The sequence below is a fragment of the Flavobacterium sp. 1 genome (genome assembly GCF_002797935.1).
GTDB lineage: Bacteria > Bacteroidota > Bacteroidia > Flavobacteriales > Flavobacteriaceae > Flavobacterium.
Genome location: NZ_PGER01000001.1, coordinates 4,654,142 through 4,666,956 on the forward strand (window position 1 = coordinate 4,654,142; position 12,815 = coordinate 4,666,956).

Sequence of the window (12,815 nt, forward strand, 5' to 3'; positions counted from 1 at the left end):
GTTGAATAGATTCTAAGACTCTAAGATTTTGGCAGTAATTAAAAAAACTTAGAATCTCAGCAACTTAGCATCTGTATCTTCCTTAAAGAAACAAGGTAACAATGGTAAGCATAATAACTGCCAAAACAACACCTCTTGCCATGAGCTCTTTATTCATTTTTAGCAAAACTGCAAATGCGATTAAATCAAGTATGGAACCAAGAGTAACAATTTTGCCGAGATGGCCTTCGTTTTTCATTGTTTGAATTCCTACTAAAAAATCTGAGTGCATCACAATTGTGATGTAAAGAAACATTCCTAAGAAAGAAGCAATGATTCCAATTATAAATCCGATGAGTAAATCTATTTTATTCATATTTCTTTATTTAATCCAGTCTCTTTTGGTTAAATTTTGTACGGCATGATGCGCAGTAAGGTCAAATTGTACGGGGACTATGGAGATAAAACCGTTTTGCAGTGCCCATTCATCAGTGTCTTCCCCTTTGTCCAGATTGATGAATTCTCCAGTAAGCCAGTAGTAATCTTTGCCTTGAGGGGTTTTTCGCTTGTCAAATTTTTCAGTCCAAACCGCATTTGCCTGACGGCAAATTTTGATTCCTTTGATTTCTTTTTCTTTTAATTTGGGGAAATTTACATTCAGGATGACGCCTTCTGGCAGTTTATTATTTAAGACTTCGAGAGTTATGGTTTTGATGTGGGACTTGATTTGTGTAAAGTCGGCATTCCAATCGTAGTCTAATAAGGAGAATCCAATTGCTTGTATGCCTTCGATTCCTGCTTCTACAGCGGCACTCATGGTTCCTGAATAGATAACGTTTATGGATGAATTGGATCCATGGTTAATGCCTGATACGCAAAGATCCGGTTTTCTTTTCAGAATTTCGTGCACGGCTATTTTTACGCAGTCTACGGGAGTTCCAGAACAGCTGTATTCTGTTATTGCATCTGTATCTTTAGAGATTTTATTGAGATACAAAGTGTCGTTTATGGTAATGGCATGACCCATTGCGCTTTGGGGTTTGTCAGGAGCGACAACAACAACATCTCCTATTGTCGCCATAACTTCTATTAAAGTTCGGATTCCTGGAGCAGAAACTCCATCGTCATTTGTAATTAGTATTAAAGGCCTTTCATTTTTCATTGAGGGAAGTTAAAAAGAATAATTTTTTGATAAAAATTGTATTTGAAAACAAATGTACTAACACAAAATCTTATATTGCGAACAAATAAAATATATTTTTTCTGCTTAGTTTTTTTAATGTCAGAAAATCTATTTTATATCTTTAACAAAAAATTATGCAGCAAAATTGGGAGTTGGCATGGTTTTTAATGTAACTTAGTTTAAAAAATTGATGAATTCTATTGTAAGCTTTATGAAAAGAAATTATAAAATACTCATAGCAGTAGCGTGCCTATCGGTCACCTTATTTGCCTTTAATATTAATTCAAGAAAAGCTATTGATCCGGAAAGAGATAAAATATTGTTGGAATTATTGACGTTTGTAATTGAGAAAGGACATTATAATCCAGCAGTTATTGATGACGATTTTTCAAAAGGTGTCTACAAGGATTATATAGCCGCTTTGGATCCGTCTAAGCGGTTTTTCCTGCAGTCGGACATTAATGAGTTTTCCAAATTCGAAATAGAGCTTGATGATCAATTAACGAATAAAGATTTAACTTTCTTTAACCTTACTTATGATCGTTTAATGCTTCGTATGGATGAAAGTAAAAAAATTTTCAAAGACATTTTGAACAAGCCTTTTGACTATAATGTTGATGAGGATTTTAATGTTGATTATGATAAAGCTCCATATGCCAAAAATATCGCTGAATTGAAAGAGAGATGGAGAAAACAAATAAAATTATCTACATTATCGTCTTTTACAGATAAGCAAAAATTGGAAGCGGAAAAAAAATTAAAAGACCCTAACTATGTTGTTAAATCGGATGCGGTTTTAGAAAAAGAAACAAGAGAAAGCTCTTTGAATTCGCTAAATGATTCTTTTGGATTTATGAGTGAATTAAAAAGAGACGACTGGTTTACATTGTATATTAACTCCATTATGGCTCGTTTTGATCCGCATACCACTTATTTTGCTCCAGAAGAAAAAGAAAGATTCGATGTGAGTATGAGCGGTAAATTAGAAGGAATTGGCGCCAGACTGCAAAAAAAGAACGACTATACCGAAATTTCTGAATTAATTTCAGGCGGACCAGCTTGGAGAGGAAAACAGTTAGAAGCTGGAGATTTAGTGATGAAAGTTGCACAAGGTAACGGCGTGCCGGTTGATGTAGTTGGAATGCGTCTAGATGATGTAGTTAAAAAATTAAAGGGCCAAAAGGTTCTGAAGTTCGTTTAACAGTTAAAAAAGTAGACGGAACTATTCAGATAATTTCTATAATACGTGATATTGTAGAGATTGAAGAAACTTATGCTAAATCTAGTGTAGTTGAAAGGAATGGTAACAAATATGGTGTAATTTATTTACCTAAATTTTATATCGATTTTGAAAATAAAGACGGCAGAGATGCTGGGAAAGACATAGCTCTTGAGGTCGACAGATTGAAAAAAGCGGGTGTAAGCGGTATTGTTTTGGATGTACGTGATGATGGCGGAGGTTCATTATCTACTGTGGTTGACATTGCTGGTCTGTTTATTGAGCAGGGACCAATCGTTCAGATAAAATCAGCGGGGAAGAAAAAAGAAATTTTATACGATACTGATAAAAAAATTGAATGGGACGGTCCATTGGTAATAATGGTAAATGAATTTTCAGCGTCTGCTTCAGAGATTTTGGCGGCTGCTATTCAGGATTATAAAAGAGGAATTATTATTGGAAGTAAACAAACCTATGGTAAAGGAACTGTTCAAAATGTAATTGATTTGAACCAGTTTGTGCGCAATAGTTCAGCTGGTGATTTAGGGGCGTTAAAAACCACTACCCAGAAATTTTACAGAATAAACGGAGGTTCTACCCAGCTTGAAGGAGTAAGCAGTGATGTTGTTATGCCAGATCGTTATGCTTATTTAAAAATGGGAGAGCGCGATGAAGAGAATGCAATGAAATGGGATAAAATTGATCCGGCTCCATATACTGTTTGGAATAAAAATTCAAAATTTGATCAGGCAATAGCTAACAGCAAACAAAGAATTGAGAAAAATGTTCAATTTCAATTGATTGAAGAGAATGCTAAATGGATTGACAGCAGAAGCAATGAGAATAATTACAGCTTGAATATTGATAAATTTAAAGTTGCTCAAAATCAAATAGAAGAATCTGCCAAAAAGTTCAAACCTATTCTTGATTATAAAAACAATCTAAAATTCAGTTCACTGCCTTATGAATTAGAAGGGTTTGCTAAAGATTCAGTTCTAAAAGAAAAAAGAGACAGATGGCATGAAAGTTTATCTAAAGATATTTATGTTGAAGAAGCTTTAAACGTACTTGATGATCTGCAAACGAAATCAATCGTGAAAAATTCTATTCCTGGAGATAAAAAAGGAAAGTTAGTTAAATCGTAAATTTAGCATTTGATTATAAAGGAAGCGCTCCAATTTTTGGAGCGTTTTTTTTATATAATTGGTTGAATATGTTAAATAATGACATAAAAGGTCTTTTGGTCAATTGATTTGTTTAAGTTTAAAAAAACTAATTTATATTTTAGTAAAATATTATGCGGATGTCGGTTAAAAGACAAAACAAAAAAAACAATACCACCAGTACATGAAAAAAAAATATAGAATACACGTTGCATTAATTTGCCTTTCTGTAACTTTATTTGCCTTTACAGTTAATGCAAAAAAATCAAATGATCCTGAGAAAGACAAATTGCTATTGGAATTATTGATGTTTGTAATAAAGAAAGAACACTATAATCCTGCAGCGGTTAATGATAATTTTTCAAAAGGGGTTTACAAAGAGTATATAGAAGCTTTGGATCCTTCTAAACGATTTTTTCTGCAGTCGGATATCAATGAATTTTCTAAATTTGAACTGGTGCTGGATGATCAGTTGACGAATAAAGATTTGACTTTCTTTAATCTTACTTACGACCGTTTGATGCTTCGTATGGAAGAAGGGAATAAAATATTTAAAGAGATATTAAGCAGTCCTTTTGATTATAAAACCGATGAGAGTTTTAATGTAGATTATGATAAAGCTCCTTATGCTAAAAGTAATACGGAACTAAAGGATAAATGGAGGAAACAAATTAAGCTGTCTGTGCTTTCTTCTTTTACAGACAAGAAAAAAACTGAAGAGGACAAAAAACTGAAAGATCCGGCTTATGTTGTAAAATCGGACGCTATGTTGGAAAAGGAAACAAGAGAAAATTCAATAAAAGCACTAAATGATTCTTTTGGGTTTATGAATGAATTAAAAAGAGAAGATTGGTTTACATTGTATATCAATTCTATGATGTCTCAATTCGATCCGCATACTACTTATTTTGCTTCTGAAGAAAAAGAGAAATTTGATGTAAGCATAAGCGGTAAATTTGAAGGTATTGGCGCTCAGCTGCAGAAGAAAAATGATTACATCGAAGTCTCGGAACTTATTTCTGGGGGACCGGCATGGAGAGGGAAGCAATTAGAAAAAGGGGATTTAATCATTAAAGTCGCTCAATCCAATGGTGTGGCAGTTGATATAGCAGGTCTGCGTTTGGCAGATGTTATCAAAAAAATAAAAGGGCCAAAAGGTTCTGAAGTTCGTCTTACTGTAAAAAAGACTGATGGCACAATACAGATTATTTCTATTATCAGAGACATTGTTGAGATTGAAGAAACGTATGTGAAATCGAGTGTTGTGGAGAAAAACGGACTGAAATACGGGGTTATTTATTTGCCTAAATTTTATATTGATTTTGAGAACAAAGATGGGAAAGGGAGAGATGCAGCTAAAGATATTGCTAAAGAAATAGACCGCTTAAAAGAAACTGGCATAAAAGGTATTGTTTTAGATGTTCGTGATGATGGAGGAGGTTCTTTGGGGGCAGTTGTAAACATTGCAGGTTTGTTTATAGAAGAAGGGCCTATTGTTCAGGTTAAATCAACTGTTAAAAAAGAAATTCTGTATGATACTGATAAGAAAATAAAATGGGATGGACCATTAGTAATTATGGTAAATGAATTTTCGGCTTCTGCTTCGGAGATTTTGGCAGCCGCTATTCAGGATTATAAGCGGGGAATTATCATTGGCAGTAAACAAACGTATGGAAAAGGAACAGTCCAGAGAGTAATTGATCTGAACCAATATGTTAAAAATAGTTCATTTGGAGATTTTGGAGCCTTAAAAACAACTATTCAAAAATTTTATAGAATTAACGGCGGTTCTACCCAGCTTGAGGGAGTAAGCAGCGATGTGGTTATGCCAGACCGTTATGCTTATTTAAAAATGGGAGAGCGTGATGATGCGCATGCATTGCCATGGGATAAAATTGATCCAGCTCCTTACATAGTTTGGGATTCAAAATTTGATCAGGCAATTACCAATAGTAAACAAAGAATTGAGAAAAATGTTCAATTTCAATTAATTGAAGAAAATGCTAAATGGATTGACAGCAGAAGCAATGAGAATACTTACAGCTTGAATATCGATAAATTTAAGGCAGCTCAAAATCAAATAGAAGCAGCAGCCAAGAAGTTCAAACCTATCATTGATTATAGAAACAATTTAAAATTCAATTCATTGCCGTATGAATTAGAGGGGTTTGTCAATGACCCAGTTTTAAAAGAAAAAAGAGACAGATGGCATGAAAGTTTAGCTAAAGATATTTATGTCGAAGAAGCTTTAAATGTGCTGGATGATCTGCAGCCAAAATCAATTGTAAAAACTAGTATTCCAATAGATAAAAAGGGAAAGTTGGTTAAAAGATAAGTTATGTTTTGCCTTGCTAAATAATTAATGCAAGATTGGGCTAAAAACATTTAAAAAACACCTGTAAAATCATTTGCAGGTGTTTTTTTATAGCCTTTGCTGGGACATTTTCAAAAAAAAGCATCCTATTGCTAGAATGCTTTTTTTAAAATGATTAGCGGAATGACCTATTCCTGTACTACGATTTGATAACATAATATACAAATCACAAATATCAATATTATCCCCGATGTGAGGACAATATAATTTGATAATTTTTGAGAGTACAACTCAAAAAAGCCTTTAGTACCAAATACCACAAAGGTACTAAAGGCAAAGAAAATTAAAATTTCCAAAAACAAATTTAATCCTAAGAACGTATTTTGCGCTTTTAAAATAATACTGCCACTACTGACAGTACCTTCAAAAAACAGTACAAGAACAAATGAGATAAATAGCGCAAGAAGTATCCATTTGGTTTGGGTCATTAATTCCCGTCTAATCATTTCAAAAATATTTAAATTTTAAAGTACAAACATCAGTAATAAAAACAGTATTCACAATACCCACTTTTAGTGATATTTCAATTATTTTTCATTTAAAAATTAAAGCTGATTCTAAAATTATGTAGTGCAATTAAAACAGAATAAAATTTTACACGGCAAAAAAAAAACACATTTATAGTTTATACAGTTTGTTTATATTTGTAGAAATTAAAAAAATGCCAAAAGAAATCACACCTTATAAAGATTCATCTCTCAGTAAAAAAGAACAGGTTGCCAAAATGTTTGATACTATTTCCGGTAACTATGATAACCTTAACCGAGTTATTTCGTTTGGAATCGATGTTAAATGGAGAAAAAAAGTTTTGAAATTGGTTGCCGAAACTAATCCCGAAACGATATTAGACATTGCTACTGGAACTGGTGATCTCGCTATTTTAATGGCACAGACCGAAGCAAAAAAAATTATCGGGCTTGATATCTCGGCTGGAATGCTCGAAATTGGCACTAAAAAAATACAGGAAAAAAAGCTGTCTCAAACTATCGAAATGGTATTAGCTGACTCAGAGAATATGCCTTTTGAGGATAATTATTTTGATGCCATAACTGTAGCTTTTGGTGTCAGGAATTTTGAACATCTTGAAACAGGACTTTCAGAAATTCTCAGAGTATTAAAACCGGGCGGAATATTTGTAATTTTAGAAACCTCGGTACCTGATAAAACGCCTTATAAACAAGGATATAATTTTTACAGTAAAAATATTTTGCCTCTTATTGGAAAAATTTTCTCAAAAGATAATGTAGCCTATGGGTATTTATCTGAATCTGCGGCTGCTTTTCCTTACGGTGAAGCTTTAAACAATATTTTGAGAAAAACTGGGTTTATAATGGTGAATGCTATGCCTCAAACATTTGGCGTTGCAACTATTTACGTCGCTTCCAAAAAATAATACTAAAATATGCAGCATAATATGAAAAAAATAATTGTATTAATTTTATTGAGTATTGCTGTAGAAGGATTTTCTCAAAGTAAAGGAATTTTCAGTAAGGATCCGATCATTAACTTGGAGAACTGGCAGAAGAAAAGACTCTATTTTGGATTTTTCTTAGGGTTCAACTCTTATGATTTCAAAATTGACTATAAAACAGTAGGTCCCGATATACAAGTAGACAAATCGGGCGGTTTTAATGTTGGATTGGTAACTAATTTCAGGCTTCAGGAGTATTTAGATTTGCGGTTTGAGCCTGGTCTTTATTATTCGGACAGAACGTTGCATTATGCTCCAAACGCTGCTTTTAACTCTTCGAGTGACGCTATAAGAGAGGTGAACAGCACTTATGTTAATTTTCCGTTATTGCTGAAATTTTCAGCACTTAGAACTGGAAATATACGTCCTTATTTATTGGGAGGCGTATCTGCAAATTTAAATTTATCCAGTAATGCAAAATCTTTAGATGACAATCTCGAAGAACGATTTAGAGTTAAAACGTGGACTACTAATTATGAATTGGGAATTGGAATTGATATTTTTTCAGAGTATTTTATATTCTCGCCTTCTATTAGAGGACAATTTGGAATTTCTGACGAACTAATTCGGGATAAAGATCCAAACAGCCCTTGGACAGGCAATATAGAATCTATGAAATCGAGAGCAATTTTAATTAATTTCACCTTTCATTAGAGCCTGAACCTGCTCAATAGTTAATTTTAGAAGCAATAACAGAAGGCATTTTTAGAAACATGGGACCTGCTCTTCACTATATCTTTGCTTTTTTAAAGAAAAAAGCAAAGGATGCCGTTTCGATCAGGGCTAAAGAGAAAGATTTGGCATTTTTGCAGTCATTTATAATTGCGGCCAAACTAAGATTTGGAATTTTAATTCAAGCCTTGTCTTCTAAATTCACTTAAAATAATAGCTGTTGCTGTGGCTACATTCAGACTTTCGGTAATTTGAAGCTCACCAAAACGAGGAATGGTGATTCTTTTTGTAACTAATTTTTCTATGCTTTCAGAAATGCCATTTGCTTCATTTCCCATAACAATAATGCCTTCCTGCGGTAAAGCTGTTTTATAAATGTTGTCACTGTCCATAAAAGTTCCAAAAACAGGCAGTTTAGTTTTTTCCAAAAAAGGTACTAAATCGACATAATTAACGTTTACTCTGGTAATGGATCCCATAGTTGCCTGAACAACTTTTGGATTATAAATATCAACAGTTTCTTTTGAACAAACCAGCTGCTTAATGCCAAACCAATCACACAATCTGAGAATAGTCCCCATATTGCCAGGATCTCTGATGGAATCTAAAGCAAGTACCAATCCAGATTCAATGATTTTGCTCTCCATCGGAATTTTAAATACAGCCAAACAAGTATTTGGTGTAGAAAGGGCGCTTATTTTATTTAATTCATTTTCAGTAATAAGCGTTATTTTATTGGGCGCAATCGCCTTAAAATCTTCTTTAGTTGTATAAAGATGTTCCAGTTCAAAATTTGATTTTACTAATTCTTGAATTACTTTTACACCCTCAGCAAAAAACAATTGATTAGCAAAACGGTATTTTTTTTGCTGCAGACTAGATATAAGTTTTATTTGGTTTTTACTAAGCATAAAAGATGTATTTTTGAATTTAATATTCTATAACACGAATTCCCAAATGAATAAATGTTTTTTTTCCTTAAAAATAAAAAATAGTTTAGCCAAAAATTTAAGGCAATCTATACTTCTTAAGAGAAAAAAGAATGGTGCAAAAATAGCAGTATTTATTCTAATTAGTGTTCTTTTCTATGCCTGTAATTCAGAAAAAAGAGTTCCTGCCAGAAAACAGCTCCTTGTTAAAAATGAAATTTTTGAGAATGATAAATTACTCAAAAACCAAACGATTTACGATCAATTGTATCAGCAGCCCAACAGCAGCATATTGGGATATCGAATGCTGTTGAATATCTACAATTTGGCTAATCCTAATCCTGATTCTACTTTTAATCTAAAATATTTAAATAATAAAAAAAAGTACGACAGAGAAGTTAGATGGCTTTCTGCAAAACAAATTGAAGGACTCCGTAAATCATTTTGGTATCTTGGAATTCATAACTTTTTAAAACAAACGGGGGAAGCACCAGTACTAGCGGATACTTTAAGAGCTGTAAAATCACTGACTAGGCTTAAAAGTTATTATTTTAATAATGGCTATTTTGATATTAAAGCATCATACAAAATAGATTCTTTAGCTCCTAAAAAAGCTCAGATTAAGTACTTTCTGGTTACAGGAAATCCCTATTTTATTGATTCTGTAAAGACAAAAATAAAGACTCCCGCTTTAGATTCGCTTTACCAAAAGATAAAATCAGTGCTGATCCCCGGAAATCAATATAAAACAGAGGATTTTGAAAATGAAAAAAATCAAATTAGTACTTATTTTAGAAACCATGGAGCATTTCGTTTTCAGCCCAATTATGTCAATTTTGACATAGATACTATCAATAAGAAAAACAAAGCGACAATAGTTTTAAATGTTGAAAATTATTCTTATCAGGAAAACGACTCTACAAAAACGGAGCCTTTTAAAATATACAAAATCAGCGATATTAAAATTTACACCGACTACTCAGCTACAAATCACAACCAGCCCGTTAGAGACAGTGTGGCTTACAATAATATGACTTTATATGGTTTTCAAAAAATAAAATATACCCCGCACGCAATAACCGATGCCATATTTATTACCAAAGGAGATGTCTTTAGTGATACCAAAACCGTTTTATCCACCAGATATCTGAATAATCTGAAAACATTTAATTACCCAACCATACAGTATGAAGTTGATAAAAAAGACACAACGGCACAATCCTTGGTGGCCAAAATTTATTTAACCCCTCGAAAAAAATACAGCTTTGGCTATACTTTAGATGCTACCCATTCGAATATAGAAGATTTTGGGGTTACTGGAAGCATTACTGAAACAGTGCGGAATGTATTTAATGGAGCCGAAACATTAGAACTTTCGGCTAGAGGAAATATTGGAGCATCGAACGATATTGCTAATTCGAATGCCGGTTTTTTTAATGTGTCTGAGTATGGTGTGGATGCAAAATTAAATTTCCCTCGAGTATTATTTCCTGTCAAAACAGAAAAAATAATTCCGAAAAGCATGATTCCTTCTACTGTGTTTAGTCTGGGTCTTTCTAAACAAACCAATATTGGATTAGATAAGGAAAACTTTACGGGATCTTTTTCATACAACTGGACACCAAAGAAAAACACTACCAGCCGATTGGATCTTTTGAATTTTCAGTTTGTCCGAAATCTGAATGCTAGCAATTATTTCCATGTTTATACTAGTTCTTATGATGCTTTAAATGATATTGCTAAAACTTATAATATAGAATCATCTAATGTTGAAAATGGAAATTTGATTGTAGAGAGCGGAACAATTGGTTTTACAAATCAAGTTTTAACGGGCAAAACAGCTTTAACACCAAATGATGTTGAGTTTCAAAATGTAAATAGTATTGAACAGCAAAGAATAAGGCTCACCGATAATGATTTTATTCTGGCTACTAATTTTAATTTCACGAAAACAAGCAGAAAAGATCTGCAGGACAATGATTTTTATACTTTCAGAACAAAATTAGAATCGGCAGGTACCATATTATCTGCAATATCTGCAATTGGAAATATTCCTAAAAATCAAAACGGGAATTATGAGATTTTTAATTTAGAATATTCTGAATATATAAAAACAGAATTTGATTTGATTAAGCATTGGAGTATTGGCAAGTCTGGCATATTTGCCATGCGAAGCTTTTTCGGGATCGCTATACCATACGGAAACTCAAATTCTATTCCGTTCTCAAAAAGTTACTTTGCGGGAGGATCGAATGACAACAGAGCATGGCAGCCTTACAATCTTGGGCCAGGAAGCAGTTCTTTCTCCAATGATTTTAATGAAGCCAATATGAAAATAGCAATTAGTGGCGAATATCGTTTTCCAATTGCTGGCAAATGGGGTGGAGCTCTTTTTGCGGATGCAGGGAATATTTGGAACGTTCTTGATGCCGTTACTTATGAATCAGCAAAATTTAACAGCATAAAAGACTTGAGCGAAATCGCTGTAGGAACAGGATTTGGTCTCCGATATGATTTAAGTTTCTTTGTTGTAAGGCTCGATTTAGGATTCAAAACCTATAATCCAGCCAAGGAAATAGGGGAAAGATGGTTTACCCAATATAATTTTGCAAATTCTGTGTTTAATTTTGGTATCAATTACCCTTTTTAAGTGCTAATTAATTCTTATTTTTGCAAATTATAATCTAAAAACTAAAAAAAACAATTAAAAGAAAATTACAATGGCACACAATATTAAACCCGGAGTAGCTACAGGCGATCAAGTACAAGAAATATTTAACTATGCAAAAGAAAAAGGTTTTGCACTTCCTGCTGTAAATGTTATCGGATCAGACACAATTAATGGAGTACTAGAAACTGCTGCTAAATTAAACGCACCAGTTATCATCCAATTTTCAAACGGAGGAGCACAATTTAATGCTGGAAAAGGACTTTCTAATGCTGGAGAAAAAGCCGCTATTGCTGGTGGTATTGCAGGAGCAAAACATATTCATACATTAGCTGAAGCATACGGAGCAACTGTTATCTTGCACACTGACCACTGTGCTAAAAAATTATTGCCATGGATTGACGGATTATTAGATGCTTCAGAGGTGCATTTTGCAGCAACTGGAAAACCATTATTCTCTTCTCACATGATTGATTTATCTGAAGAGCCTATCGAAGAGAATATCGAAATCTGTAAAGGTTATTTAGCTAGAATGAGCAAAATGGGAATGACTCTTGAAATCGAACTTGGAATCACTGGTGGTGAAGAAGACGGTGTAGATAACTCTGATGTAGATAGCTCAAAATTATATACTCAGCCTTCAGAAGTTTCTTATGCTTACGAAGAATTATCAAAAGTTAGCCCAAAATTCACAATTGCTGCTTCTTTTGGGAACGTACACGGGGTTTACAAACCAGGTAACGTAAAATTAACTCCAAAAATCTTAAAAAATTCTCAAGATTACGTTCAGGACAAATTCAAAACTGGAAAAAATCCTGTTGATTTTGTTTTCCACGGTGGATCAGGTTCTACATTGGAAGAAATCAGAGAGGGAATTAGCTATGGTGTTGTAAAAATGAATATTGATACTGATTTGCAGTTTGCATTTACTGAAGGTATCCGTGATTTTATGGTAAACAACATTGAGTACCTTAAAACTCAAATCGGTAACCCAACTGGTTCTGATGCTCCAAACAAAAAATATTATGACCCAAGAAAGTGGTTACGTGAAGGTGAAGTAACTTTCATCTCAAGACTTGAGCAGGCATTTGCTGACTTAAATAACGTGAATACACTATAGATTGCAATACTGAGATTTACTATATATGATTTATCGT

9 protein-coding genes and 1 pseudogene are annotated in these 12,815 nt (G+C 33.3%); 6 read left to right on the forward strand and 4 right to left on the reverse strand.

The window, feature by feature from the left end; genetic code table 11:
- Positions 1 to 82: 82 nt before the first annotated feature.
- Positions 83 to 355 carry a hypothetical protein gene (locus CLU83_RS18915; RefSeq protein ID WP_100433045.1) on the reverse strand — a complete coding sequence of 91 codons (273 nt, stop codon included), beginning with the start codon at positions 353 to 355 and terminating at the stop codon, positions 83 to 85.
- 6 nt (positions 356 to 361) lie between these two features.
- Entirely contained in the window at positions 362 to 1,141 is a 780-nt protein-coding gene (surE, locus tag CLU83_RS18920; protein ID WP_100433046.1) for a 5'/3'-nucleotidase SurE, read from the reverse strand.
- Between the two features lie 211 nt (positions 1,142 to 1,352).
- Between surE and CLU83_RS18925 the strand changes: the two are divergent.
- A pseudogene (locus CLU83_RS18925) lies at positions 1,353 to 3,526 on the forward strand (carboxy terminal-processing peptidase).
- 202 nt (positions 3,527 to 3,728) lie between these two features.
- Entirely contained in the window at positions 3,729 to 5,879 is a 2,151-nt protein-coding gene (locus CLU83_RS18930) for a carboxy terminal-processing peptidase (RefSeq protein WP_100433047.1), read from the forward strand.
- A gap of 167 nt (positions 5,880 to 6,046) precedes the next feature.
- Here the strand turns inward: CLU83_RS18930 and CLU83_RS18935 are convergent, their stop codons facing one another.
- Positions 6,047 to 6,364, reverse strand: coding sequence for a hypothetical protein (locus tag CLU83_RS18935; protein WP_232727187.1), 318 nt, complete (start codon positions 6,362 to 6,364; stop codon positions 6,047 to 6,049).
- 215 nt (positions 6,365 to 6,579) lie between these two features.
- On the opposite strand from CLU83_RS18935, the gene ubiE reads away from it, so the two are divergent.
- Together ubiE and CLU83_RS18945 are read left to right on the forward strand one after the other, a co-directional pair.
- Positions 6,580 to 7,311 (forward strand): bifunctional demethylmenaquinone methyltransferase/2-methoxy-6-polyprenyl-1,4-benzoquinol methylase UbiE, encoded by a 732-nt coding sequence (gene ubiE / locus CLU83_RS18940; protein WP_100433048.1) that lies wholly within the window; start codon positions 6,580 to 6,582, stop codon positions 7,309 to 7,311.
- Between the two features lie 21 nt (positions 7,312 to 7,332).
- On the forward strand, positions 7,333 to 8,043 hold the full coding sequence (locus tag CLU83_RS18945; protein WP_100433800.1) for a porin family protein: 711 nt from the start codon (positions 7,333 to 7,335) through the stop codon (positions 8,041 to 8,043).
- 194 nt (positions 8,044 to 8,237) lie between these two features.
- Here CLU83_RS18945 and CLU83_RS18950 read toward each other — a convergent pair whose 3' ends face one another.
- Positions 8,238 to 8,972: an RNA methyltransferase gene (locus tag CLU83_RS18950; protein ID WP_100433049.1), complete on the reverse strand. Its 735-nt coding sequence runs from the start codon at positions 8,970 to 8,972 to the stop codon at positions 8,238 to 8,240.
- A gap of 46 nt (positions 8,973 to 9,018) precedes the next feature.
- Between CLU83_RS18950 and CLU83_RS18955 the strand changes: the two genes are divergently transcribed.
- Positions 9,019 to 11,640, forward strand: coding sequence for a BamA/TamA family outer membrane protein (locus CLU83_RS18955; protein ID WP_100433050.1), 2,622 nt, complete (start codon positions 9,019 to 9,021; stop codon positions 11,638 to 11,640).
- A gap of 70 nt (positions 11,641 to 11,710) precedes the next feature.
- On the forward strand, positions 11,711 to 12,778 hold the full coding sequence (gene fbaA, locus CLU83_RS18960) for a class II fructose-bisphosphate aldolase (protein ID WP_100433051.1): 1,068 nt from the start codon (positions 11,711 to 11,713) through the stop codon (positions 12,776 to 12,778).
- Positions 12,779 to 12,815 lie beyond the last annotated feature (37 nt).